Annotated in this window: 21 protein-coding genes; 13 read left to right on the top strand and 8 right to left on the bottom strand. The window is 61.7% G+C overall.

The genetic code is table 11. The annotated features are described in order from the left end of the window. Window positions 1-30 precede the first annotated feature (30 nt). The 4 genes from ACJJVH_RS23025 to ACJJVH_RS23010 all read right to left on the bottom strand — a co-directional run bounded on the left by ACJJVH_RS23025 (window position 31) and on the right by ACJJVH_RS23010 (window position 4,229). Window positions 31-393 carry a hypothetical protein gene (locus ACJJVH_RS23025; RefSeq protein ID WP_112799941.1) on the bottom strand — a complete coding sequence of 121 codons (363 nt, stop codon included), beginning with the start codon at window positions 391-393 and terminating at the stop codon, window positions 31-33. Between the two features lie 213 nt (window positions 394-606). Next, window positions 607-1,734, bottom strand: a complete 1,128-nt coding sequence (locus ACJJVH_RS23020) for an NAD(P)/FAD-dependent oxidoreductase (RefSeq protein WP_412065242.1) — start codon at window positions 1,732-1,734, stop codon at window positions 607-609. Between the two features lie 69 nt (window positions 1,735-1,803). After that, the gene (locus ACJJVH_RS23015; RefSeq protein WP_412065241.1) at window positions 1,804-3,333 is read right to left on the bottom strand and encodes an amino acid ABC transporter permease/ATP-binding protein; all 1,530 of its coding nucleotides are present in this window, start codon (window positions 3,331-3,333) and stop codon (window positions 1,804-1,806) included. 68 nt (window positions 3,334-3,401) lie between these two features. Next, window positions 3,402-4,229 carry an ABC transporter substrate-binding protein gene (locus ACJJVH_RS23010; RefSeq protein WP_112799935.1) on the bottom strand — a complete coding sequence of 276 codons (828 nt, stop codon included), beginning with the start codon at window positions 4,227-4,229 and terminating at the stop codon, window positions 3,402-3,404. A gap of 186 nt (window positions 4,230-4,415) precedes the next feature. Here ACJJVH_RS23010 and ACJJVH_RS23005 point away from each other — a divergent pair, with 186 nt between their 5' ends. Continuing rightward, on the top strand, window positions 4,416-5,495 hold the full coding sequence (locus tag ACJJVH_RS23005; RefSeq protein ID WP_412065240.1) for a LacI family DNA-binding transcriptional regulator: 1,080 nt from the start codon (window positions 4,416-4,418) through the stop codon (window positions 5,493-5,495). A 60-nt stretch (window positions 5,496-5,555) separates the two neighbouring features. Here the strand turns inward: ACJJVH_RS23005 and ACJJVH_RS23000 are convergent, their stop codons facing one another. Then, window positions 5,556-6,464 (bottom strand): DMT family transporter, encoded by a 909-nt coding sequence (locus tag ACJJVH_RS23000; RefSeq protein WP_113436637.1) that lies wholly within the window; start codon window positions 6,462-6,464, stop codon window positions 5,556-5,558. Window positions 6,465-6,578: 114 nt separating this feature from the next. On the opposite strand from ACJJVH_RS23000, the gene ACJJVH_RS22995 reads away from it, so the two are divergent. Next, window positions 6,579-7,454 (top strand): LysR substrate-binding domain-containing protein, encoded by an 876-nt coding sequence (locus ACJJVH_RS22995; protein WP_112799929.1) that lies wholly within the window; start codon window positions 6,579-6,581, stop codon window positions 7,452-7,454. On the opposite strand, the gene ACJJVH_RS22990 is transcribed toward ACJJVH_RS22995, so the two are convergent. Continuing rightward, on the bottom strand, window positions 7,429-8,421 hold the full coding sequence (locus tag ACJJVH_RS22990) for a GlxA family transcriptional regulator (RefSeq protein WP_112799927.1): 993 nt from the start codon (window positions 8,419-8,421) through the stop codon (window positions 7,429-7,431). The genes ACJJVH_RS22995 and ACJJVH_RS22990 overlap by 26 nt on opposite strands. A gap of 106 nt (window positions 8,422-8,527) precedes the next feature. On the opposite strand from ACJJVH_RS22990, the gene ACJJVH_RS22985 reads away from it, so the two are divergent. From ACJJVH_RS22985 to ACJJVH_RS22945, 9 genes are all read left to right on the top strand, one after another. After that, window positions 8,528-9,430 (top strand): 3-keto-5-aminohexanoate cleavage protein, encoded by a 903-nt coding sequence (locus tag ACJJVH_RS22985; RefSeq protein ID WP_412065239.1) that lies wholly within the window; start codon window positions 8,528-8,530, stop codon window positions 9,428-9,430. Window positions 9,431-9,437: 7 nt separating this feature from the next. Further along, on the top strand, window positions 9,438-10,928 hold the full coding sequence (locus ACJJVH_RS22980; protein WP_412065238.1) for a carnitine 3-dehydrogenase: 1,491 nt from the start codon (window positions 9,438-9,440) through the stop codon (window positions 10,926-10,928). Window positions 10,929-10,940: 12 nt separating this feature from the next. Continuing rightward, window positions 10,941-12,101, top strand: a complete 1,161-nt coding sequence (locus tag ACJJVH_RS22975; protein WP_412065237.1) for an acyl-CoA dehydrogenase family protein — start codon at window positions 10,941-10,943, stop codon at window positions 12,099-12,101. A 4-nt stretch (window positions 12,102-12,105) separates the two neighbouring features. Then, a complete protein-coding gene (locus ACJJVH_RS22970) occupies window positions 12,106-14,163 on the top strand; it encodes an acetate--CoA ligase family protein (RefSeq protein WP_412065236.1) in 2,058 nt (685 codons plus the stop codon). A 6-nt stretch (window positions 14,164-14,169) separates the two neighbouring features. Then, window positions 14,170-14,952: a carnitinyl-CoA dehydratase gene (locus ACJJVH_RS22965; protein ID WP_412065235.1), complete on the top strand. Its 783-nt coding sequence runs from the start codon at window positions 14,170-14,172 to the stop codon at window positions 14,950-14,952. Window positions 14,953-15,077: 125 nt separating this feature from the next. After that, entirely contained in the window at window positions 15,078-16,667 is a 1,590-nt protein-coding gene (locus ACJJVH_RS22960; protein WP_112799920.1) for an ABC transporter substrate-binding protein, read from the top strand. Window positions 16,668-16,867: 200 nt separating this feature from the next. Next, window positions 16,868-17,875, top strand: coding sequence for an ABC transporter permease (locus ACJJVH_RS22955; protein ID WP_112799919.1), 1,008 nt, complete (start codon window positions 16,868-16,870; stop codon window positions 17,873-17,875). Further along, window positions 17,872-18,699 carry an ABC transporter permease gene (locus ACJJVH_RS22950; protein ID WP_112799918.1) on the top strand — a complete coding sequence of 276 codons (828 nt, stop codon included), beginning with the start codon at window positions 17,872-17,874 and terminating at the stop codon, window positions 18,697-18,699. The genes ACJJVH_RS22955 and ACJJVH_RS22950 overlap by 4 nt, the downstream gene beginning before the upstream one ends. Next, the gene (locus tag ACJJVH_RS22945) at window positions 18,692-20,323 is read left to right on the top strand and encodes an ABC transporter ATP-binding protein (RefSeq protein WP_412065234.1); all 1,632 of its coding nucleotides are present in this window, start codon (window positions 18,692-18,694) and stop codon (window positions 20,321-20,323) included. Before ACJJVH_RS22950 ends, ACJJVH_RS22945 begins: the two co-directional genes overlap by 8 nt. 61 nt (window positions 20,324-20,384) lie before the next feature. Here the strand turns inward: ACJJVH_RS22945 and ACJJVH_RS22940 are convergent, their stop codons facing one another. Together ACJJVH_RS22940 and ACJJVH_RS22935 are read right to left on the bottom strand one after the other, a co-directional pair. Further along, the gene (locus ACJJVH_RS22940; protein ID WP_412065233.1) at window positions 20,385-21,494 is read right to left on the bottom strand and encodes a thioesterase domain-containing protein; all 1,110 of its coding nucleotides are present in this window, start codon (window positions 21,492-21,494) and stop codon (window positions 20,385-20,387) included. 197 nt (window positions 21,495-21,691) lie between these two features. After that, window positions 21,692-22,477, bottom strand: a complete 786-nt coding sequence (locus tag ACJJVH_RS22935; protein WP_112799916.1) for a helix-turn-helix domain-containing protein — start codon at window positions 22,475-22,477, stop codon at window positions 21,692-21,694. Window positions 22,478-22,598: 121 nt separating this feature from the next. Here ACJJVH_RS22935 and ACJJVH_RS22930 point away from each other — a divergent pair, with 121 nt between their 5' ends. Both ACJJVH_RS22930 and ACJJVH_RS22925 read left to right on the top strand, forming a co-directional pair. Continuing rightward, window positions 22,599-24,179: an ABC transporter substrate-binding protein gene (locus ACJJVH_RS22930; protein ID WP_412065232.1), complete on the top strand. Its 1,581-nt coding sequence runs from the start codon at window positions 22,599-22,601 to the stop codon at window positions 24,177-24,179. A 21-nt stretch (window positions 24,180-24,200) separates the two neighbouring features. Continuing rightward, window positions 24,201-26,204 carry a CocE/NonD family hydrolase gene (locus ACJJVH_RS22925; protein WP_412065231.1) on the top strand — a complete coding sequence of 668 codons (2,004 nt, stop codon included), beginning with the start codon at window positions 24,201-24,203 and terminating at the stop codon, window positions 26,202-26,204. Window position 26,205 lies beyond the last annotated feature (1 nt).

The following is a 26,205-nucleotide window of genomic DNA, read 5'->3' as shown; positions in this document are numbered from 1 at the left end:
AGCGCTGAAGCGCCGGCTGACGCAGACAGGTCAGCTGGCCATGCGCCTTTGCGATCCGTTGATGATCGAAAAGATCCGCTTGACGAAGGCATCGCCATCGAACTGCCTGGCCGCTCCCTCGGTCACATGAACGGGGCGATCGAATATGAAGGCTTCGATGTTGACGACGGGCAGGTTCAGGCGGCTGCGCACCTGACCGATCATCGCCGTGTGAGTGACCACGATCTGGCAGCCGCCCGTATCGTACCACGCCTGAAGAGCTGCCGTCGGTATCGCCGACACCGTCAATCCCCGCTGCGAGAGAACCGAACCGATGCGCGCGGCGACTTGCTGATTGTCGAGACAGATCAGCACGTCGGTCTGCGAATGGGACGGTGCATAGTTAGCCAGCATCAAGCAACCTCTCGTTAATCACCAACCGAATATAATGATTCGCGGCGTAACAGGGTGTTATAACTTGTTACATTTTATTTCAGAACGATGACCGCCTTGGCCGATGTCGACTGATCCACTGGCTTGATATTATACTTTAAATTCTGGCTGTAATATGTTGATATAATGGCAGGTCCCGCACATTAAGCGAGACCTGCGTCTGTTCCGTTAAAGTTACCTGGCAAAGCGCTCCGGCCGAAAGGCCGCCAGCAGCGGGTGACGTTTGCCGGTGGCGATCTCGTCGGCAAGCAGTTCGCCGGCAATCAAGCCGAGCGTGGCGCCGCTATGGCTGAAGGCAACGAAATAGCCAGGTATCGCCTGCAACTCGCCGAAAACAGGTTCGCCGTCGCCCGGAATGGGTTTGGGGCCGACGCCGTAATCGCCGATTTCGAGCTTCGGGTTCCCCTCCAGCACCTTCGAAGCTTCCAGCAACAGACCTTCGAGCGTCGAAGGCTTGATCTCGTAGCTGCCGTCGGCATTCACGATCACCTCCTCCTCGGACCAGGCCGAGTCGAGGGCAAAGGCACCGTCCGGCGTCGGGCGGATTGCGACGCGCGGCGTGTTCAGCACGGCTTTCAGCGCATGTTTGATCGGCTTTGTCCTGACGAGAAGTGCTATGGGCGTATCGTCGCCGATATGCTGGCCGGCTTGCGCGACGATCGCCGGCACCTCGCCGCCGGCGGCCAGCAGCACGGCATCGGCTGGCCAGACGGCGCCATTCGCAGTGGTGACGCCCTGGGCGCGACCATCTTCCACATTGATCGCAGCCCGGCCGGCGTCGGTGACGATCTCGCCGCCCAAGGCGCGGAACTCGTCGGCAAGAACGCCGATCAATGACGGCAGGTCGACCCAGCCCTCGCCCGGATTGAAAATCGCACCCTGCCTCGTGACGGAGCTCGGATCGACGCCCGGTGTCGTCCCGGCAACCTGATCCGCCTTCAACAGCAAGGCATGATAGCCAAGATCGCGCTCGTAATCGAAGACCGCGGCAATATCGTTGCCGGCATCGTCCGCATCCCAGGTCAGGCCGCCGGCGAAGCGCAACCATGCCGCATCCGGATATTTGGCGGACAGCGTACGATAGCGGTCGATACCGGCCAGGCGCAGGCGATGATACGCATCGGAGCGGCGCCGGGCCGAATTGAGCCAGGCGAGCGAGCGGCCCGATGCACCGTTTGCCAGCGGGCCATCGTTGATCAGGGTGGTCTGAATGCCGAGCCGCGCAAGATGAACGGCTGTGGAAACCCCGAAGATACCGCCGCCGACGACAACGACTTTCGAAGGACGAGTGGGAGCATGCATGTTGGAAAACCTTGTCAGTGGTGGATGTTGTGATCGAGGGACCGCCGGAAATCCGCCGGCCCGCGTGTGTCAGAGAACCTCGGCGAGGAAGCGCTTCAGCCGTTCGCTTTGCGGATTGTCGAAAATCCGTTGCGGCGGGCCCGCTTCGACAATGCGGCCCTCATCCATGAAGACGACCTGATCGGCCACCTTGCGGGCGAATCCCATTTCGTGCGTGACGACAGCCATGGTCATGCCCTGGCGTCCAAGGTTGGCCATCAGGTCGAGAACCCCCTTCACCAGCTCGGGATCGAGTGCGCTCGTGACCTCGTCGAACAGAACCACCTCCGGGTCCATGGCAAGTGCCCGGGCGATGGCGACGCGCTGCTGCTGGCCGCCGGAAAGCCCGGCGGGCCGGTGATCCTTGCGGCTTGCGAGCCCCACTTCGGCGAGACGGGTCTCGGCAACCCTGCGCGCCTCGGCCTTGGGCATCTTCTTGATCTTCGTCAGCGACAGCATGACGTTTTCAAGTGCGGTATGGTCCGGAAAGAGGTTGAAATGCTGGAATACCATGCCGACACGTCGGCGCAGGCTTTCCGGCTTCATTCCCAGAATGCTCTCGTTATCGAGCTGAATGTCGCCACGCTTCGGCTCGACAAGCCTGTTGAGGCAGCGCAGCAGCGTCGACTTGCCCGAGCCGGACGGCCCGATGATGCATGTGACGGTGCCCCGGGCAATATCGAGATCGATGCCCTTCAGCACTTCGAGATCGCCGTAGGACATGCTGAGATCGCGAATCCTGACAGCCCCGCCCTTGAAGCGTGGAGCGCCCGCATTGCCTGGCGCCTGCGTGCCCGAAGCGGCCTCCAGCTCGCCGACTTCGACAAGGCCGCTGGTGGCGCCGGAGCTGCGCCCCTGTCGCCCGAGACGCAGACGCGTATCGATATAGTTGACGAGGTGGGTGAGCGGAACCGTGATGATCAGATAGAAGATGCCGGCCAGCAGCAAAGGCGAGAGATTACCGGTGACGACGGCCTGATCCTGCCCGACGCGGAAAATCTCGCGTTCCGAGGCCAGCAGCCCCAGAAAATAGACAAGACTCGAATCCTTGACGTTGCCGATGAATTGGTTGACGAGAGCCGGCAGGACACGCCGCACGCCTTGGGGAATGATAATCAGCCGCATCCCCTGCCCGTAACTCATGCTGAGGGCGCGGCAGGCTTCCAGCTGTCCACGCTCGACGCTTTGAATGCCGGATCGGAAAATCTCGCCGATATAAGCCCCGGCGATCAGGCTGAGTGCGATGATGCCGAGCGGAAAGGGCGACGGACCGAAAAGCTCGCGGCCGATGCGGGCAAACCCCTGGCCGATGATCAGGATCGTGACGATCGCCGGCAAACCGCGAAAGATATCGGTGTAGATACGCGCCGGCAGACGCAGCCAACGCGATTGCGAGATGCCCATCACGGCCAGCACCATGCCGATGACGACGCCAAGAACGGTGGACGCCGCGGCCAGGATGAGGGTGTTCTTCAGTCCCACCGTGATCATGCTCGGCAGGACTTCTGCCATCGCATTCCAGTCAAGGAAGCTGCGACGGAGGTTTTCAAGCCAATCCATTCAATTCCCCATGAAATTCGTCAGGCGGATCGATGCCGCCGCCCGGCAGGCCGGGCGGCGGGACGGCCTTACTTCTTGGGAAGATATTGATCGGGCATCGGCGAGCCGGGGAACCACTTTTCATAGAGCGTCTTCCAGGTTCCGTCCTGCATCGCTTCATGCAGCGCCTTGTTGAGCGCCAGACGGAAGGCGTCGTTGCCCTTCCTGACGACGAAGCCCGCGGGCGCGTCGAACGACGGAATGTTCACCGCGATCTTCAGCCCGGGATAGCGCTCGCCATATTGCTTGGCCGCTTCGTAGTCGAGGAAGTGCGCATCGATGGTGCCGTTGTTCAGTGCCGCCACGGCGGAATTGTTGTCCGGGAACTTCACGAGATCCGTGCCGGTGAAGTTCTTCGTTGCATAGCCTTCCTGCAACGTCCCCTGCACGACGCCGAGGCGCTTGCCCTTGAGGCCGCTCGCATCCTTGATCGAGGCATCCGATGTCAGGACCGAAAGATAGCCGGCAAGATAGCCGTCCGAGAAATCGACGGTCTTCTTACGTGCATCGGTGGTTCCGATCGCGGCCACCGCAACATCGAAGCGCTGGTTGGCCACCGACGGCAGCAGAGCCGAGAACTCCTGGCCGGTAAACGTCACCTTGTCCTTCGGAAAGCCCATGCGGGAGACGACATTGAGGAAGAGCTCGATGTCGAAACCGGTGAATTGTCCGTCGGCCGTCGTGAAGGTATAGGGCTTGGCGTCACCCATGGTTCCCACGCTGATGACGTTCGGGTCGATCAGATTATAGGGGTTTTCGGCGGCAACCGCCGGACCGACGCTCGCCGCGACGAGGTAAGCCAGCGCTCCGACGCGCAGAGGCGCGGCGATGGCCGAGAAAATGCGGGATATTTTCATGTTCGTTCTCCGCTCTGAAGGATGCTCTTGTCGGCATTCACACATGCTCGCCCACAACCCCACCCTGTTTGTAGATAGGGATTATCTGGACAAGAGACCGGTCTCATATATAAAGAGACCGGTCTCAATTGATATTTGTTAACTTGAGATTGACCGCCCGTCAACAACTCTTGTAGTCGTCATCCAATGGAAGAGCCCCTCACCCCGAAACGCTCCGTTACAGTTGCCGATGTTGCCAGAGCAGCGAATGTCTCGAAGGCTACCGCGGCGCGAGTGCTCGGCGGCTACGGCGTCGTCAGCGACAAGGTTCGCGAACAGGTGCTTGCGGCCGCCTCAGCGCTCGAATATCGGCCGAACGAACTCGCCCGCAGCATGACGACGGGTAAATCCGGCATTATCGGCGTTGTCGTCGGCGACATCGAGAACGCCTTCTTCAGCCTTGCCGTCCGCGGCATCAGCGACGTTGCGCGCATGGCGGGTTTCAATGTCATCATCGCCAATTCCGGCGAGGAGCTCGATACGGAAAAATCGGCGGTGGACCTGCTCATCGGCAAGCGCGTCGATGGGCTGATCGTGACGCCGGCTCGATGCGACCGGATGGAACATCTCCGCGATATACGCCGCGTCGGCGTGCCTCTGGTTCTCTTTGACAGAAGCATCCCGGAACTCGGCGTCGATTCCGTGACGGGCGACGATTTCGACGCCGCGGTGACGGCCGCTCGCCACCTTCTCGACATGGGGCATCGGCGAATTGCCTATATATCGGCGATGGATGCGGAGAGCGAGTTTCTCAGCAGCAGCCGGACCCTTTCCAATTCGGCGGTGCGCGAGCGCGTCGATGGTGTATTGAAAGCGCAGGCCGGCACAAGCATCGAAGAAAGTCGGCACTACGTACGGCTTGGCGCCACCAACCAGCCAAGGACAGACGCCGTCGTCAAGCGCCTGTTGCAGGATGCGGCGCCGCCGACGGCCCTCATCGCATCCGACAGCCTCGTCGGCCTGCGGGTGTTCAAAACGCTGCAGACGCTCGGCTTGTCCATACCACGCGACATCTCGATGATTTCTTTTCTGGATGCCGACTGGACGACCGTTACGACGCCGCCGATCACCGTAGTCGACCAGCCGGTCTACGAGATGGGCAAGAAGGCGGCCGAGAAGCTGATCTCAAGGCTGAACGGCAAGACCGTGCCCGTGGAGCGTATCGCCATCAAAACGAGCCTGATCCGACGCGGATCGGTGGCCGCGCCGCCTCAGGGCAGGACATAATTGCGCCAGGCGGCACGGGGCCGCCGGGTGTCGTTTCTCATGAAGCCACGCGCAAATTTGCTAGGCCGGGATGCGAATGCGGCGGCCATGCCTGAGATCGATGGCCGTGTGCCAGACGATCGTCGCGAAGATGATCGCCCCGCCGACGAATGTCGCCACCGGCGGCACCTCGGAAAAGAACAGCCAGACCCAGAACGGCGTCAGCACGATTTCCATCGAACTGATGAGCGCAGCATCGGCGGCGGGCATCTTTCTCGATCCGAAGAGAAAGAGGACGAAGGCCAGCGCGAAATTCGTCGCCCCGAAGGCGGCAAGCAAAAGCCAGTTCTGAACGTCTACCGAACTCGTCGACGCAAAGGGCACGAACACCACGAATGTCAGGAGCCCGCTGGCGACGCTCGACGGCAGGATCGGAATGCTGGGGTCCATGCGCGGGATGACGATGATCAGCGCGAAAGTCACCGTCATGCCGAGCGCCAGCAGATCACCGATGCCCGTACCGCCGCCGATCGAGGACGCGACGATGACCGCCACGCCGACGAGGCAGACCGCCCCTGCGACCAACGTCCGGTTCGCCACACGCTCCTTCAGCAGGGTCCAGCTGAGAAACGCGGCAATGAACGGCGCCGTCGCGTAGATCATCGTCACGTTGGCGACCGTGGTCGTGTAGAGCGCGCCGAGAAAGCAGGCCTGGCTGATGGTCTGGCAAGCCAGCATCGCAAGCCCGGCGGGATGAAAAATCGAAGCCCATTGCCGCCGCGAAAACCCACCTTCGAGGAAAAAGCTGGGGATCAGCAGGAACAGGCCGCCGAACAGCGACCGCCAGGCGATCGCCGTCCATATGTCCGTGGTCAGAAGGCGTGCGTAGATGCCGCTGCAGCTCCACGCAAGCATTGCCGTAGCCACAAGTATGACGCCCCTCTCGTAATCGCTGGCAAAAGCGGAGCGGGCCGGTAACTGGAATGTCATGTAATGGACTCAAGGGACGAAGCAGAAGGAACGCATTCTGTTTGCGCCGTTATTTGACATCAGGCAAACGAATAGTAGAGATAATAGCTATCAGAAATATTTGTGGCGTGCCCCATGCGCGAACCCATTGAAAGCGACCTGCTGCGGACATTCCTCGTCATCACCGAGACATCCAATTTTTCAGTCGCTGCTCAAAGGATCGGCCGCACGCAATCGGCCGTCAGCGCGCAGATAAAAAGACTCGAGGATACGATCGGCGAAGCCCTGTTTGAGAGGAGCGCTCGAGGCGCCGTGCTGACGCGCGCCGGCAATCAGCTGCTTCCCTACGCGCAACGGGTGATCGAGCTTCTGAACGAGGCGGCGGCGAATATCCGCACCAAGCCGCTGGACGGGCCGGTTCGCATCGGAATTCCGGAGGAATACAGCCAGACGATTCTTCCGGCGGCGCTGGCGGCCTTTGCCATCAGGCATCCCGCCGTCGAAGTCACCGTCTCATGCGATTATACCGCACACAATCTTACCGCCCTGGAGAAGGACGAGCTCGATCTTGCCGTCGTCTTCGATTGGAGCAGCCAGACGAAAGGCGAGGTTCTCTGCATCGATCCCACCGTATGGGTGACATCCATGGTGCATCGCCTGCATGATGCCGTCCCGCTTCCGGTCGCGACCTATCGCAATTCGACATGGGCGCGCGATTTTGCCTTGCGCTCGCTGGAGCAGCAGGGCCGCGCCTACCGCATCGCCTTCATCGCCGACACGAGCTCCGGCCTGAAGAACGCCGTTTCCGCCGGGCTTGCCGTGACGACGCTGTCGCGCAGCAACATTCCGCATGGCTGCCGGGAACTGACGGGCGACGACGGCTTTCCGCCGGTCGATTCCTCCCGCGTCGTGCTGCGCCGCAATCCCTATCATTCCAGCGAGGCGATCCGGGAACTGGCGGATATGGTGCGCGAGGCCTTCCAGCCTATGTCGGCTCTGCTGCAGCCGTAACCCGCCGGCGCAGCCTGCGGCGCGTGCCGGACGGGCTTTCGGAAAAGCTGGCACGGTAGCTGCGGGAAAAGGCCGATGCCGAATTGAAGCCGGTCGCGGCCGCAATCTCGGCAAAGGAGGCTTTCGTCTCGATGACCTTGCGCCGCGCCGCGTTCAGCCTCAGCGCCAGGTAGTGCACATGCGGCGGCGCACCGATGCTTTCCTGGAACAGCGCCTGCAGATGGCGGGCGCTGACGCCGATACGGCGCGCGAGACGCGTCAGCACGAGCGGCTGCTCGATATGCTCCTCCATCAGGCGGATCGCCTGGGCCACGCGCGGATCGCGCATGCGCAGACCGGCCGTCGACGGCGAAAGCTCCGCCGCGCTCTGCGCGCTGGCCGGCTCGTAGATGAACAGGCGGCTGACCTCCAGCGCCAGCGAATAGCCCTGCCGCCGCCGGATGATTTCCAGCATGAGATCGACGGTCGGCAGCGAGCCGGCGGTGGTAATGCGCTTGCCGTCGATCACGTAGCGATCCTTGACGGCGCGCACCTGCGGATAGGCAAGCCCGAAATCGTCGAAATCCTCCCAGTGGACGGCGGCCGAGACGTTATCCAGCAGGCTCGCTTCGGCAAGCAGCCAGGTGCCGGACTCGATGCCGGCCACCAGGCTTCGATGGCGGGCGGTTTGCGACAGTTGCATTTTCAACGCCTGCGTGGCGCTGCGCCGCCAATTGTAGCTGGCGAGCACGAAAAGCGGTGCCGTATCCGATGTCGGCCTGAAGCTGGAGGAGGCTGGCACCGGGATATGGCTGGTGGTTTCCGCCGGTGAACCATCCGGCGTGAACAGGCGCCACCGATAGAGCTCCGCTCCGGAAATACGATTGGCCCCGCGCAGCGGTTCGATGACCGAGGCGATCAAAATCAGGTTCGTCTCCGGAAGGATCAGCAGGTCGATGTCGAGCGTCTCATTGGCGGATGTCAGCATCGCCCATTCCTTCGATATTTCCGAAACTGTATTATATGTTTCCGTTAATGCAAAGCATGAAGGCGTCTCATGGCTCGTAATGTCCTCAATACGAGGGAGAACAAAAATGCCTCTTGCGATGAACAGAGATGTTTTCATCACCTGTGCCGTGACCGGCGCCGGCGACACCGTTTCCAAATCCAGCCATGTTCCGATCACTCCCAAGCAGATCGCGGAGTCCGCGATCGACGCCGCCAAGGCTGGGGCGGCAGTGGTTCACTGCCATGTCCGCGATCCGGAAACGGGCGCTGCCAGCCGCCGCAACGAACTCTACAGGGAAGTCACGGACCGGATCCGTTCGGCCGATGTCGATGTCGTGCTGAACCTGACCGCCGGCATGGGCGGCGACCTGATTTTCGGCGATGTCGAAAGCCCATTGCCGCTGAACCCCAAGGGCACCGACATGGCGGGCGCCTCCGAGCGCGTCAGCCATGTTGCCGAGTGCCTGCCGGAGATCTGCACGCTCGATTGCGGCACCATGAATTTCAATCTCGGCGACTATGTCATGACCAACACGCCCTCGATGCTGAGGGCCATGGCAAAAAAGATGACCGATCTCGGCGTCCGCCCCGAAATCGAGGCATTCGACACCGGTCATCTCTGGTTCGCCAAGCAGCTTGCCGAGGAGGGCCTGATCGAGGACCCGGTCCTCATCCAGCTCTGCATGGGCATCCCCTGGGGGGCGCCCGACGACCTCAACACCTTCATGGCGATGGTCAATAACGTTCCCAAGAGCTGGACCTTCTCGGCCTTCTCCATCGGCCGTAACGCCATGGCCTATCCCGCGGCCGCAATCCTTGCCGGCGGCAATGTCCGCGTCGGGCTGGAGGACAATCTCTATGCCGGAAAGGGCATGCTCGCCACCAACGCGCAGCTCGTCGAAAAGGCAGTGCAGGTGGTCGAAGGCATGGGGGCGCGCATCATCGGCCCGGAAGACGTCCGCAAGAAGCTGAAACTGACGAAGCGCTGAGGCTCCGATGACCAAGATCAACAAGGCGGCCTGCATCGGCGGCGGCGTCATCGGCGGCGGATGGATCGCCCGCTTCCTGCTCGCGGGCATCGATGTCGATGTCTACGACCCGCATCCGGAAGCAACCCGCATCGTCGGCGAAGTGCTCGCCAATGCCGAAAAAGCCTACGCGATGCTGACCGGCGCGCCGCTTCCGCCGCGCGGCAGGCTCACTTTCCGCGACACGCTGGAAGCGGCCGTCGACGGTGCCGACTGGATACAGGAAAGCGTGCCCGAGCGGCTGGACCTCAAGCGCAACGTCCTGACGCAGATCGACGCGGCTGCTCGGCCGGATGCGCTGATCGGCTCGTCCACCTCGGGCCTGCTGCCGACAGATCTGCAACGAGACATGCGCCACCCCGAGCGCCTTTTCGTCGCCCATCCCTATAATCCCGTGTATCTCCTGCCGCTGGTCGAGATCGTCGGCGGCGAAAAGACCAGTGCAGCGACGATCAAGGCGGCGATGGACCGCCTGCCGCCCATCGGCATGAAAGGCGTCCACATCGCCAGGGAAATCGAGGCTTTCGTCGGCGATCGCCTGCTGGAAGCGCTGTGGCGCGAGGCGCTGTGGCTCATCAAGGACGATATCTGCACCGTCGAGACGCTCGATGACGTCATCCGCTATTCCTTCGGCCTGCGCTGGGCGCAGATGGGCCTGTTCCAGACCTATCGCATCGCCGGCGGCGAAGCGGGCATGCGTCACTTCCTGGCCCAGTTCGGTCCGGCATTGCAGTGGAACTGGACGAAGCTGATGGACGTCGTCGATCTCGACGATGCCCTCGTTGAAAAGATCGGCCAGCAGTCGGACGAGCAGGCGGACGGCCTGTCGATCCGCGAACTCGAGCGCATCCGCGACGAAAACCTCGTCGGCATTCTCCAGAGCCTGAAGGGAAGCCATGGCGGCAGGGGCTGGGGCGCCGGCAAGCTCCTGAAGGATTTTGAGCAGCAGCTTTGGGCCGCCGGCGGCGGAGAAAAACAGGCCCTCGACGCTACAGAGCCGCTGCGCCTGATCGACACCAAGGTCAGCCCGGCATGGGTCGATTACAATGGCCATATGACCGAGCACCGCTATTTGCAGGTGTTCGGCGACACCTCGGACGCACTCCTGCGCCTGATCGGCGTCGACCTCGATTATGTCGAGCGTGGTCACAGCTACTATACGGTGGAGACCCATATCCGCCATCTCGGCGAAGCCAAGCTTGGCCAAGCTATCCATTCGACCTGCCAGATCCTCGCATCCGACGAAAAGCGGCTGCATGTGTTCCATGCGCTGCACGATACGGCAAGCGGTGACGTCATCGCCACCGCGGAACAGATGCTGCTGCATGTCGATGCCAAGGCGGGCAAGGCCGTTGCCGCACCGGAGGAGGTGCTGAGCAAACTGAGGCCGATCGCCGAGGCGCATGCAAGCTTGCCATTGCCGGAGGGAGCCGGCCGTCATGTGGGACAAAAACGCTAGGAGGAAGCGATCGTGAATTTCGGACTCAGCGAAGAACAGGAGATGATCGTCAAGACGGTCAGGGACTTCGTGGAGACGGAGATCTATCCGCACGAAAACGAGGTCGAGCGCACCGGCCTTGTACCGGCGGATATCGGAAACGAAATCCGGCGCAAATGCATTGAGCTTGGCTTCTATGCCTGCAACTTTCCCGAGGAAATCGGCGGCGCCGGGCTCGATCACACCACCTTTACCCTCGTCGAACGCGAACTGGGCCGCGGGTCTCTGGGGCTGACCGTCTTCTTCGGCCGCCCCTCGGGTATCCTGATGGCGTGCGAGGGCGAGCAGCGCGAACGCTATCTCTTGCCGGCGGTGCGCGGGGAAAAAATTGATGCGCTCGCCATCACCGAGCCGGACGCCGGCTCCGACATGCGCGGCATGAAATGCGCAGCGAGGCAGGATGGTGATGATTTCGTGCTCAACGGCACCAAGCATTTCATTTCGCACGCCGACGTCGCCGATTTCGTCATCGTCTTTGCCGCAACCGGCGAGGAAGAGACCCACAGGGGCACCAAGAAGAAGATCACCGCCTTCCTGGTCGATCGCGGCACGCCGGGTTTCGACATCCTCAAGGGTTATGACTCGGTTTCCCATCGCGGCTATCACAACTGCATCCTGAATTTCACCGATTGCCGCTTGCCGAAGTCGCAGGTGCTCGGCGAAGTGCATCGCGGCTTCGATCTTGCCAATCAATGGCTCTACGGAACCCGCCTCACGGTCGCTGCGACCTGCGTCGGGCGGGCTCGCCGCGTCTTCGACCTTGCCCTGCCCTATGCCGCCGAGCGCAAGCAGTTCGGCAAGCCGATCGGAGCCAATCAGGGTGTATCGTTCAAGCTTGCCGACATGATCACCGAGATCGACGCCGCCGACCTCCTGACCCTGTCAGCCGCCTGGAAGCTGGATGCCGGCGTCCCAGCCAATCGCGAGATCGCATCGGCCAAGCTCTATGCCTCGGAAATGCTCGCCCGCGTCACCGACGAGGCGATCCAGATCTTCGGCGGCATGGGGTTGATGGACGACCTGCCGCTCGCCCGCTTCTGGCGTGATGCCCGCGTCGAGCGCATCTGGGACGGCACTTCGGAGATCCAGCGGCATATCATCAGCCGCGACCTGCTTCGGCCGCTCGGAGCATGAACCGATGACGCAGCGCTCGCTCGACCGCCTCATCAGACCTGGAACGATCGCCGTCTTCGGCGGCCGCGAAGCGCGGCGCGTCATCGAGCAATGCGATCTCATGGGATTTGCGGGCGAGATCTGGCCGGTGCATCCCACGCTGGAAAGCGTACTTGGCCGCCGCTGCTATCGGTCGGTCGCGGAGTTGCCAAAGGCGCCGGATGCCGCTTTCGTCGGCGTCAACCGCACACTCACCGTGGATATCGTTCGCGCACTTTCCGCCGGAGGCGCCGGTGGCGCCGTCTGCTACGCGTCGGGTTTCAGCGAAGCGGTTGCGGAATTGGCCGATGGCGCGGATCTGCAGCGGGCTCTGGTCGAGGCAGCCGGCACCATGCCGATCGTCGGACCGAATTGCTACGGCATGATCAACGGGCTTGATGGCGCCCTGCTCTGGCCGGATCAGCATGGCATCGTAAGAACCGGGCGCGGCGTCGCGATCCTCACCCAATCCTCCAACATCGCCATCAATCTCAGCATGCAGAAGCGCGGCCTGCCCATCAGCTATCTTATGACGGCGGGCAATCAGGCGCAGACGGGCCTCGCGGATCTTGCCCATGCCGTTCTCGACGATCCGCGCGTCACGGCGGTCGGCCTGCATATCGAAGGTTTCGGCGACATCCGGGCACTGGAGACTCTGGCAACACGCGCCAGGGAACTCAGGAAACCCGTCATTGCGCTGAAAGTCGGCAAATCCGAACAGGCACAGCGCGCCACCGTCTCCCACACCGCTTCGCTTGCCGGCAGCGACGCAGTCGCCGGCGCCGTTCTCGATCGCCTCGGCATCGGCCGCGTCTCGACCTTGCCGGAGCTGATCGAGACGCTGAAGCTCCTGCATGTCGCAGGCCCGCTCGGAAGCAATGCGATCTCCTCGATGAGCTGTTCGGGCGGCGAGGCGTCGCTGATGGCCGATGCGGCCGTCGGCCGGAAGGTCGAGTTCCGCGCCCTGAAAGCCGAGCAACTGCCTGCTCTGCGCGCGACCCTTGGGCAGATGGTGACGCTCTCCAACCCGCTCGATTACCACACCTTCGTCTGGGGCGATCTCGCCCGGCAGACGGAGGCTTTCAGCGCCATGTTCGCGGGCGGCTACGCCCTCAATCTGATCGTGCTCGACTTTCCCCGGGAGGATCGCTGCGACGGTGCGGACTGGATGATCACCGTTTCGGCCGTTGCCGCGGCGGCGAAGCAGACCGGCGCGCGCGCCGGCATTCTGGCGACGCTACCCGAAAACATGCCTGAGGCAATCGCGCAGCGATTGATCGATGCCGGCATCGTGCCGCTCTGCGGCATCAGCGAGACGTTGGCGGCGGCTGACATTGCCAGCGGGATCGCCAGCGCCTGGAAGAGGCCGCAGCCATCGGCACTGCTTAGCACGCCTCCCGCGCCGGGCGAGATCGACACCTTGAACGAGGCGGCAGCCAAGGCGGAGCTTGAGGCAGCGGGCCTTGCAATCCCGCTCGGCAAGACCGCGACCACGGCAAACGAGGCGGCCGACGCGGCCGAGCAGCTCGGATTTCCAGTTGCGCTCAAGGCGCTCGGCGTCGAACACAAGTCCGATGTGGGCGCGGTCAGGCTCAACCTGTGGGATAGGAACGCCGTCAGAGATGCGGCCGAGGGCATGGCCCATGTCGCGCATGGATTTCTCGTCGAGCGCATGATCGACCGGCCTCTTGCTGAATTGATCGTCGGCGCGGTCCGCGATCCGGTCGTCGGCCTGACCCTGACGGTCGGCGCGGGCGGAATTCTGGTGGAATTGCTTGAAGATTCTATCGTTTTGCCGCTACCGGTCACGAAAGCCGAGGTTCTGGACGGCATTTCGCGGCTGAAAGTCCGCAAATTGATCGAAGGATTCCGTGGCAATAGCGGCAGCAGCCTCGATATCGTTGCCGATGCCGTCGTATCAGCGGCAGAATATGTCGTAAAGAATGCCGCACAGCTTGAAGAACTAGACATTAATCCATTGATGGTCCTACCTGAATCTCGCGGTGTCATTGCTGCGGATGCTCTCATTCGGCGAAGGAGGTAGCAGAAGTTGCAAGACCCCATTCGAACCCGATGCGACAACGGCATCCTGGAGGTCGTCATCGACAGGCCGAAGGCAAACGCCATCGACCTGACGACGAGCCGCAAGATGGGGCTGATCTTTCGCGACTTCCGTGACAATCCGGACCTGCGCGTCGCCATCGTCACCGGCGCCGGCGAGAAATTCTTTTCCGCCGGCTGGGATCTGAAGGCCGCAGCCGCCGGCGATGCCGTGGACGGCGATTACGGCGTCGGCGGTTTCGGCGGCCTGCAGGAACTGCGCGACCTCAACAAGCCCGTCATCTGTGCCGTCAACGGCATCTGTTGCGGCGGCGGTCTCGAAATTGCGCTTTCCGCCGATATGATCATTGCCGCTCCCCACGCGACTTTCGCATTGCCCGAGATCCGTTCGGGCACCGTCGCCGACGCGGCATCGATCAAGCTGCCAAAGCGCATTCCCTATCATATCGCCATGGACATGCTGCTGACCGGCCGCTGGCTCAATGTCGAGGAGGCGCACCGCTGGGGTTTCGTCAACGAGATCGTCATGGCTGACAAGCTTCTGGACAGGGCATGGGATCTTGCCCGCCTGCTCGCAAGCGGGCCACCGCTCGTCTATGCCGCGATCAAGGAAATCGTTCGCGAAGCGGAGGGCTCGACGTTTCAGACTGCCATGAACAAGATCACCAAACGGCAGTTTGCGACCGTCGACATTCTTTATTCGAGCGAGGATCAATTGGAAGGCGCACGGGCTTTCGCGGAAAAGCGGGCCCCAATCTGGAAAGGAAAGTAGAGGCGGCGGCAACCGCCGGATTTCCCGCATGATCGCGGGCAGCAGGCTTCACACGGAAGAGGAACCGTGCGGTGAAGCGGCTCCCCGGGAGTATTGTCAACACGGCAAGAAGAAGGAACAGGGGAATGAACGACTACACGAAATATCTGGCAGGCCGCGTCACTGCGGGCGGCCTCAGCCGCCGCGAATTCATGGGACGCGCAATGGCGGCCGGCGTGACTTTGGCGCTCGCCGACAAACTCTTTACCGAAAGTGCGATGGCGGCCGAACCGAAGCGCGGCGGTCATCTGAAGCTCGGCCTCGAAGGCGGTGCTGCGACCGACTCCAAGGACCCGGCGAAATTCCTGTCTCAGGTCATGTTCTGCATCGGCCGCTGCTGGGGCGACATGCTGGTGGAGTCCCACCCGCTGACCGGCGCTGCCGTACCCGCACTGGCCGAATCGTGGGAACCGTCGAAGGACGCCGCCACCTGGACCTTCAAGATCCGCAAGGGCGTCAAGTTCCACAACGGCAAGGAACTGACGATCGACGACGTCATTGCAACGCTCAAGCGCCATACCGACGCAAAATCGGAATCCGGCGCGCTGGGCGTCATGAAGTCGATCAAGGAGATCAAGGCCGACGGCGACAATCTCGTCCTGACGCTGACCGAGGGCAACGCCGACATGCCGTTGCTCCTGACCGACTACCACCTCGTCATTCAGCCGAATGGCGGCTATGACGATCCACTTGCCTCGATCGGCACCGGCCCCTACAAAATGGTCAGCTTCGAACCCGGCGTACGCGCCACCTTCGAGCGCAACAAGGACGACTGGCGTACGGATCGCGGCTTTGTGGACAGCGTCGAAATCATCACGATGAACGATGCGACGGCGCGTATCGCCGCCCTGTCGTCCGGTCAGGTCCATTACATCAATCGCGTCGATCCCAAGACCGTGGATCTTTTGAAGCGTGCGCCGACCGTCGACATCCTGGCCACCGCCGGCCGCGGTCACTATGTCTTCATCATGCATTGCAATACGGCGCCGTTCGACAACAACGACCTGCGCCTGGCGCTGAAATACGCCATGGATCGCGAGACCATGGTCAAGAAGATCCTTGGCGGCTACGGCAAGCTCGGCAACGACTTCCCGATCAACAACACCTATGCCCTCTTCCCCGAAGGTATCGAGCAGCGGGCCTACGATCCCGACAAGGCCGCCTTCCACTACAAGAAGTCGGGCCACAGCGGATCTGTATTGCTGCGCACGTCCGAAGTCGCCTTCCCGGGCGCCGTGGATGCGGCCGTCCTCTATCAGGAAAGCTGCAAGAAGGCCGGCATCAACATCGAGGTCAAGCGCGAGCCGGGTGACGGCTACTGGACGAACGTCTGGAACGTGCAGCCCTTCTCCACCTCCTATTGGGGTGGCCGGCCGACGCAGGACCAGATGTATTCCACCGCCTATCTTTCGACGGCGGACTGGAACGACACCCGCTTCAAGCGCCCGGACTTCGACAAGCTTCTGCTGGAGGCCCGCTCCGAACTGGACGAGGCCAAGCGCAAGGAGCTCTACCGCGCCATGGCGATGATGGTGCGCGACGAAGGCGGCGTCATTCTGCCGATGTTCAACGATTTCGTGAACGCCTCCACCAAGCAGGTGAAGGGCTACGTCCACGACATCGGCAACGACATGTCGAACGGCTACGTCGCGACCCGCGTCTGGCTGGACGCCTGATGCCTCACGCCGGGCGAGAACGCCCTCATCCTTGACCAAGCCCGGGACCGCGGAAACCTTTCGCGGTCCTCCCGGCGTTGATGGCAATTTCAGGAAAAAGTGCTTAACCTTTTTCCAGCTGGAATTGCGTAAAACAACAAAATAGGGTTGTTCAGCAAATACTTGAGACACTGAACTGCTTTAAGCGCGAGGCATCGGCCATGTCCAATCTTCCCCCCGGAACCGTTTTGCCCGGGCTGAGGTTCAAGCAGCGTTTTCCGCTGCTGGCCCTCGTTATCGAGCGTTGCCTGCTCAGCATCGTCCTGCTGTTTGCAGTCTCCATCCTGATCTTCGGCGGGCTGGAAGCCCTGCCCGGCGATTTCGCCACCACCTATCTCGGCCAGTCGGCCACGCCGCAGGCGGTCGCCAATATCCGCGAGGAACTCGGCCTCAACCGGCCGGTCGTCACCCGCTATGTGGAATGGCTCGGCCATGCCGTGCAGGGCGATTTCGGCACCTCCTGGGCCAGCAAGAATTCCGTCAGCGAGCAGATCGGCAAGCGGCTCGGCAATTCTCTCTTTCTTGCCGGCTTCGCGGCGTTGATCTCTGTGCCGTTGGCGGTCTGTCTCGGCATGCTGGCCGTCCATTTCCGGAATCGCATGCCCGACAAGATCATCAACGTCATCTCGCTCGCGGCGATTTCCCTGCCGGAATTCTTCATCGGCTATCTCCTCATCATGTTCTTTTCCGTCAAATTCGGCGTCGCGACTTTTCCGGCGACGGTCTTCGACGGCATGGGCTTCATCGACCGGCTGAAGGCGATCGCCCTGCCGACGGCAACGCTGGTTCTGGTCGTGCTTGCCCATATGATGCGCATGACGCGGGCAGCCATTCTGTCCGTCATGTCGTCGGCCTATATGGAAACGGCCGAGCTGAAGGGCCTCTCCGCCTTCCGCGCCATCGTCAGGCACGCCGCCCCCAATGCGCTGGCGCCGATCATCAACGTCATCGCGCTGAACCTTGCCTATCTCATCGTCGGCGTCGTCGTCGTGGAAGTCGTTTTCGTCTATCCCGGCATGGGGCAGTACATGGTCGATGCGGTGACGGTGCGCGACATGCCCGTCGTACAGGCCTGCGGCCTGATCTTTGCCGCCGTCTACATCTTCCTCAACATGACGGCGGATATTCTTGCCATCGTCGCCAACCCGCGCCTGAGGCATCCGCGATGAGATTGAGAGATATCCCCATTACAGCCTGGATCGGAATGGCAGGCATCCTGATCGCCTTCATTTGCGCGATCTTCGCCCCCTGGATCGCCCCTCATGGGGAGACCGAAGTCGTCGGCAACGTCTGGCAGCCGGCCGATGCGCAGTATTTCTTCGGCCTCGACAACCTCGGCCGCGATATCCTGTCGCGTCTCATCTACGGCACTCGCACGACCCTGTTCGTCGCGCTGGCGGCCACGATCATCTCCTTCTCGCTCGGCATCATCCTCAGCTTTACCGCCGCCGTCTCGCGCGGGCTGATCGATACGATCTTCTCGCGCTTCAACGACCTGATGATGTCGATCCCGACGCTGATCTTCGCGCTCGTCGTGCTTGCGGTCCTGCCGCAGAACCTGATCGTGCTGATTCTGGTCATGGCCATTCTCGATTCCACCCGCGTCTATCGCCTCGGCCGCGCCGTGGCGCTCGACGTCGCGGTCATGGAATTCGTGGAGGCGGCCAAGCTTCGCGGCGAAGGCAAGATCTGGATCATCTTCCGCGAGATCCTGCCGAATACGCTTTCGCCGCTGCTGGCGGAATTCGGCCTGCGCTTCGCCTTCTCGATCCTGTTTCTCTCCACCCTGTCCTTCCTCGGCCTCGGCATTCAGCCGCCGGCGGCCGACTGGGGCGGCATGGTCAAGGACAACAAGGACGGCATCATATTCGGCATTTCAGCTGCCCTCGTGCCGGGTTCCGCCATCGCGGCCCTCGCAATCTGTGTCAATCTGGTGGTCGACTGGCTTCTAAGGCGCACCTCCAGCCTCAAGGGAGGGCGTGGCGATGCCTGAGCTTCTTTCCGTCCGCGATCTCAAGATCGAGGCAACCAGCTATCCGCCGGGCGAGCCGCCGAAACGCGTCACCATCGTCGATGGTGTCTCCTTCGATCTCCAGAAGGGCAAGGTGCTCGGCCTGATCGGCGAGTCCGGCGCCGGCAAGTCCACCATCGGCCTTTCCGCACTCGCCTACGGCCGCGGCGGCGCCGAGATTACCGGCGGTCAGGTGCTGCTCGACGGCGTCGACATCCTGCCGCTCGGCAAATCCGGTATCCGCAAGATCCGTGGCGCGCGGGTCTGCTATGTCGCGCAATCGGCCGCCGCCGCCTTCAACCCGGCGCATCGGCTCGGCGATCAGGTGATCGAGGCCACCGTCAAGCACCGGCTGATGACGAAGGAGGAGGCGAAGAAGCGAGCGCTCTATCTTTTTCAGGTCCTTGGCCTGCCCAATCCGGAAACGTTCGGCGACCGTTATCCGCACCAGGTTTCGGGTGGACAGCTGCAGCGCGCCATGACCGCCATGGCGCTCTGCTCCAATCCGGAACTGATCGTCTTCGACGAGCCGACGACGGCGCTCGACGTCACCACGCAGATCGATGTGCTCGCCGCCATCAAGCATGCGATCGAAGAGACACGCACGGCGGCGCTCTACATCACCCACGATCTCGCCGTCGTCGCGCAGATTTCCGATGACATCATGGTGCTGAGGCACGGCAAGACGGTCGAATATGGCAGTGTCCGGCAGATCATCGAGGAACCGCGGCAGGACTATACCCGCGCCCTCGTCAACGTTCGCCAGGAAGCACGGGCGGAAGCCGTCGACCAATCCGACGCGCTTTTGAAAGTCGAGAATATCAGCGCGCAATATTCCAATGGTTTCAAGGTATTGCACGATGTTTCTCTACATGTTCCCAAAGGCCAGACTCTGGCGGTGGTCGGCGAATCCGGTTCCGGGAAATCTACGCTCGCCCGCGTGATTACCGGCCTGCTGCCGCCGAGCGACGGACGGATATCCTTCGACGGCAAGCCGCTGACGCCGGCCCTGAAAAACCGCTCTCGCGAAGAACTGCGCCGCATCCAGCTGATCTACCAGATGGCCGATACCGCCATGAACCCGCGCCAGACCGTGCGCGATATCATCGGCCGGCCGCTGACCTTCTACGACGGCCTGCACGGCGCGGCAAAGACGGCGCGCGTCAAGGAACTGCTGGATCAGATCGAGATGGGCAACGGCTTCATCGACCGCTATCCGGCCGAGCTTTCCGGAGGCCAGAAGCAGCGCGTCGCCATCGCGCGTGCGCTCGCCGCCAAGCCGGAACTCATCCTTTGCGACGAGCCGACATCGGCGCTCGATCCGCTGGTGGCCGAAGGCATCCTGAAATTGCTGCTCAAGCTACAGGAGGAGGCGCATCTTTCCTACGTCTTCATCACCCATGACATCGCCATCGTCCGCGCCATCGCCGACAGCGTTGCCGTGATGCACCGCGGCAAGCTCGTTCGCTTCGGCCCGAAGTCGCAGGCTCTGTCGCCGCCTTTCGACGATTATACCGACCTGCTGTTGAAATCCGTGCCCGAGATGGAGATCGGATGGCTGGAGCGTGTCTTGGCGACGCGAAAAATGGAGAGCGCGGGAAATTGACGGCTTGCCATCTCAAGCCCTGACCATTCGATCCTTGCTCGCTTTTATGCCGATAGAGAACTCAGCGCATGAGGCGGTTGCTGAGGTCGTGAGCCAATGTACCGGCGTTGCGTCCGGCAATCATGCTCTGATGATTGCCGGGAACGTCCACCCAATCCGCGTGAACGAGAAAGCGCGCCCAAATGGACTTTGGATCGCAATCGACCGGAGAGCCTTGAAGGCTGCGATAGAAAGTCAGTTGCCCGTCATAGCGGCTCGGCTTGTAAAGGCCTTTCATACGGAGCAGTTGTCTGCCGGCGGCATCGTATAGCGGAGGATAATTCCCCACCCACTGAGGCGCCAGCTCCGGATAATAGGCAGTACGCGGGTCGGCGTAGCGGAACGAAAGCGGCTTCAAGAGTCTTGCCAGACGTTCCCGGCGCTGCGCAGCCGGCAAGCGGGGCTTGGCCGGCGCCCGGTCTCGGGCAGGAGTGCCGGCTTTCGCCAGGTTCCTCTTTCTGCTGCGCGCTCTCCGCCAGCGTTGCCACATGAACTTGCCCCAGACCGCTACCGGCCACTCCTGCTCGCCCAGCGGAGTATCGAGCATCCCGAGGAACGCGATCTCTTTTTCCTGCGCTCTCAAGGCACGGGCAAGCTCCAGGGCAAAAACGCCGCCGAAAGAATAGCCGAGCAGTCGATAAGGCTCTTCTATCCCCGCCGCCTGCAGCGCCCCCAGCGCGCTCTCGATTTCGTCTTCTACCGTTGCCGGATGCCGAGGATCGCGGCAGAAGGGCGTCAACGCGACGCCGAGGATCGGCCCTGGAAAGCTGATTTTCTTGATCAGTTGCTGCATTTCCAGAAAGCAGCTTGCACCTCCGGCGAATACCAGCAGCGGTGCGATGCCGCCCCCGCCTCGAAGTTCTATGATTTTGTGCGAGGCCGAGAGGTCCTCGTGATTGGAAATTGCAAAGCCGAACGCTTCAAGGGTGCGATGACGATAGAATACGTTGACATCCATCTCCTCGCCGGTGTCGCTCCACAGGCATTTTATGAAATTCAAGGCTCGGTTGACTGAAACGATGTCGGGAATATCCGCATCACGATCCAAATTGATCTTCGCTTCCTTGCGAAACAAATCGTCGAAGTAAACATGCGAGCTGGAATCTACATCCGTTCTTGTAGAGAGAAGCATTCAGACACCCCCAAACGTCAAAATATGCGTCACTACACGGCACGATAGAAATATTCTTATAAAGTGATTCTTAATATATCCTGTAAAGGCGCTGCTCCGGCTGTCAGGCAATCCGACATGCCCGACCGAAAGGCCGTCAAACTTCGCAGCCATCCAAACGATCGTCTGAATCACGGCTCCGTGCGAAAACGGTGCCGTCAATATTCCGCCGGCACCGCATACACTTCGGCGGATGGGTCCGCGAGGAACGAGCGCACCGTCGGAGGCAGCTGGCGCGACGACAGCGGCAGGGATCCGCAGCGCGATAACAGCTCGCGCAAATCGGGTTCGGCACCGATGTGCCGCCAGATCATCCGCGACGCATAGGGAAGGTTTTCCTTTCTCCAGGAAACCCCCATGGTCGTTCCGCGCAGATAGACGCGCTGATGCTCGTCGAACGGCAAGAGAATGGTCTGCGACAGCATGGAATTCGGACCGACGACACGCTCCGTAATGAAGATCCGGTTCCTGTGAAACGCGGCCATTCCCACATATTTTGAAAACTGCTGGATGCCGTTTCCCGGGTCCCTCAGGCGCTCCATCGACTTGACGCGCACCAGCCCACCCTGCTCGCTGAGGCGACTGCACGAACAGACAACCATTCCCGGCCAGGACGGCGAACGGTGATAGGTCTGGAAATATCCGATATGGCGCCGCAGGGCAGCAAGGTTTCCCGGGAAGGCCTTCAGGAGATCGGAGCTTTCATTGAACCCGAGGGACGGTCCCCGAAGCCGCTCGCGAAAGAGCTTCGGGGCAAGAAGAAAGTCCGCCGCATCGAGATCGAAATACCTGGCGATACGGGCCAGGTTGTGGGCGGACGGCCTCGTCTGGCCGTTTATATAGCGGTTGAATTGCTGGCGATTGAGGTCGATTGCACGACACACATGCGAAATGGAACGCTGCGTAGCGCAGGCAATCTTGAGGTTCTCGACTAGATGCGGCATGGGGACTCCGTCTTGGCAAGGCTAGCGTAAACTCGCTTAAACATGCGTCAAGTCGCGAAATTGCGCGAGGCGGCCCGGCCTCTACGTTTCCTCCTACAAAACTGCAAATGAGGGAACTGCAATGACGCGTCAAAATGATCAATCTTCGAATCTGAACATCCGCCGCCGCCAATTTCTCGGCGGTGCGGTCGCCCTGGGCGCTCTGCCCGGCCTCGCCTCGGGTTTGCTGATGCCGCGTGACGCCCGCGCCCAGGAAGCCAAACGCGGCGGCCATCTGAAGCTCGGCCTCAAGGGTGGCGCCACCAGCGACGAGCTCGATCCGGCAACATACAGCGCATCCGTGCTGTTCGTCATTGGCCGTCTCTGGGGAGATACGCTGGTCGAATCGGATCCCAAGACCGGCGCGCCCCTGCCGTCGCTGGCAACCTCCTGGTCGCCGTCGGCGGACGCATCCGTCTGGACATTCAAGATAAGGGATGACGTGCAGTTTCACGACGGCAGCAAGATGACCATCGCCGACGTCGTCGCCACGCTGAAGCGGCATGCGGACAAGAATTCCCAGTCTGGCGCGCTCGGACTGATGGCCTCGATCACCGGCATCGAGGAAAAGGCGGGAGAGCTCGTCCTGACGCTTTCGGAAGGCAATGCGGACCTGCCACTCCTTCTCACCGATTACCATCTTATCATCCAGCCGAAGGGTGGCGTGGAAAAGCCTGCCGCCGCCATCGGCACCGGGCCATATATTCTGAAAAGCTTCGAGCCCGGCGTCCGCGCGCTCTTCGAGAAGAATCCGAAGGATTGGCGTTCCGACCGCGGCTTCGTCGACAGCGTCGAAATACTCGTCATCAACGACAATACCGCCCGTATCGCCGCCCTGGCGTCCGGCCAAGTCCATTTCGTCAACAGCGTCGACCCGAAGACCGTTCCGATGCTCAAGCGCGCGCCGAATGTCGATATCGTCCGGAGTGCCGGCAAGGGTTTCTACTGCTTTCTGATGCATTGCGACACGGCGCCTTTCGACAACAACGACCTTCGGCTCGCGCTGAAATACGCCATCGACCGCCAGTCGATCCTGGACAAGGTGCTGGGCGGCTACGGAACGATCGGCAACGACTATCCGGTCAATTCCAATTATGCGCTCGCACCAACCGATATCGAGCAGCGCCCCTACGATCCGGACAAGGCCGCCTTCCACTTCAAGAAATCGGGCCTAGACCGTCCGATCCTGCTGCGCACATCCGATGCGGCTTTCCCCGGCGCCGTGGATGCAGCAACCCTGTTCCAGGAAAGCGCGCGCAAGGCCGGGATCAAGATCGATGTGCAGCGCGAGCCGGAAGACGGCTACTGGACCAACGTCTGGAACAAGCAGCCTTTCTGCGCCTCTTTCTGGGGTGGCCGTCCGACACAGGATTCCCGCTATTCCACCTCCTATCTGTCGACCGCCGAATGGAACGACACCCGTTTCAAGAACCCCGAGTTCGACAAGATGGTATTGCAGGCAAGATCCGAGCTGGATGAGACGAAGCGCAAGGCGCTTTATCGCCAGCTGGCGCTGATGGTGCGAGACGACGGCGGCTTGATCCTGCCCGTTTTCAACGACTATCTAATGGCCTCGTCGAAAACGCTGAAGGGATATGTCGACGACATCGGCAACGACACGTCCAACGGCTATATCGGCAGCCGCGTGTGGTTTGATGCCTAAACATCTTCAGGACATATGATCATGGCAGAGCGAAGCTTCACGACCATCGAAAACCACTGGATTACCCTCAAGGACGGCACGCGCCTGGCCGCGCGCATCTGGATGCCGGATGGCGCGGACACCGATCCGGTGCCGGCGGTTTTCGAATTCCTTCCCTACCGCAAGCGCGATGGAACGAGCCCTCGCGACGAATCCACCTATCCGGTCTTTGCCGCAGCCGGCATCGCCGGGGTGCGCGTCGATATAAGAGGCTCCGGCGAATCCAGCGGCATCATCGACGGCGAGTATACCGAGCTCGAGCTTGCCAATGCCTGCGAGCTGATCGCCTGGATCGCGGCGCAGCCGTGGTCGAACGGCTCGGTCGGCATGATGGGCATTTCCTGGGGCGGCTTCAACTGCCTTCAGGTGGCGGCCCTGAAGCCACCGGCACTAAAGGCGGTCATATCGATCGCCTCGACGGTCGACCGCTATAACGACGACATCCATTACAAGAACGGCTGCCACCTCTCCGCCCAGCTCTCCTGGGCGGCGACCATGCTCGGCTACCAGTCGCGCTCGCCCGATCCGGCCATCGTCGGCGACGACTGGCGGGACATGTGGTTGCAGCGCCTCGAACAGGAACCTTTCTTCATGGAGGAATGGCTCCGGCATCAGCGCCGCGACGACTTCTGGCGGCACGGGTCGATCTGCGAGGATTTCGCGGGCTTCGACGTTCCAGCTCTCGTCATCGCCGGCTGGGCGGACGGCTATCGCAACACGCCGCTGCTGGCCGTGGAGGGTCTCGGGGATACGGCGAAGGCTCTTATCGGCCCGTGGGTCCACAAATATCCGCATTTCGCCTGGCCGAAGCCGCGCGCCGATTTCCATGGCGAAGCCATCAACTGGTGGAACCGCTGGCTGCGCGGCGAGCCCAACGGTGCCGAGAACACGCCATCCGTGCGCGCCTATATTCTCGATGCGGCCAAACCCGCAAAGCGCCGCGATTTCGATCCCGGCTTCTGGATCGCCAAGCGGGAATGGCAGCCGCCGGAAATGCAGCGCTTCCATGTCGACCAGCTCGGCACATTGATGGAAGGCGCACCGGCACCGCATGCGCCGGAGCATCCCGTCTATCTGCGCTCGCCGCTCGACACCGGCACGGCCTCGGGCGAATGGTTCACCCTGAAGCCCGACGCCGAAATGGCGATCGACCAGCGCATCGATGACGCCGGATCGCTGACCTTCCAGACCGCACCACTGACGGAGGACCACGATTATCTCGGACGCCCGGTCGTCACGCTGACGCTGCGATGCGATGCGGAGACCGCCAATCTCTGCGCAAGGCTCGTCGATATCCATCCGGACGGCACGGCGACGCGCGTCTCCTTCGGCGTTCTCAATCTCGCTCATCGCAACGGCAATGCCGCCCCCGAGCCGCTGAACAAGGGAGAGCGGACCACCGTGACCGTGACGCTGGATGCCTGCGGCTATCGTTTCCGCAAGGGGCATCGCATCCGCCTGTCGCTCTCTTCCGCCTATTGGCCGATGGTCCTGCCGCCGCCGGAGGATCCGGGGCTGACGATCGATATCGTCTCTATCGACCTGGCGCTGCCCAAGCTCGGCGCGCACGAGATCGTCGACGTGAAGCAGCCCGACAATCCCGATCCCCTGCCGAAATATATCGAACATGCACCGGGATCCACGAAGCGGCAGGTGGTGCGCGATCTCTCGGCAGGTCGAACCCGCTATGAAATTCAGGAGGATACAGGTCTTTCTGAACATCCCGGTACAGGTCTTTCCACGCGTCAGTTGCGCGAGGAAATCTGGTCGATCGCACCAAACGACCCGTTGTCGATGAGCGGCGTCTCGACATGGACCTGCGACATGCAGCGCCCCGGATGGTTCGTTCGCACGGTCGCGACTTCATCCATATCCTGCACGGCAAAGGACTGGATCATCAGCGCTTCGGTGATCGCCTATGAAGGCGAAACGCAGATTTTCGAGAAGATCTTCGAGGAAACGCGTATCGCCCGCGATCTGATGTAGG

The sequence above is a fragment of the Rhizobium sp. SYY.PMSO genome (assembly GCF_046840415.1).
Classification (GTDB): domain Bacteria; phylum Pseudomonadota; class Alphaproteobacteria; order Rhizobiales; family Rhizobiaceae; genus Rhizobium.
This window is presented reverse-complemented; position numbering and strand designations above follow the sequence as displayed.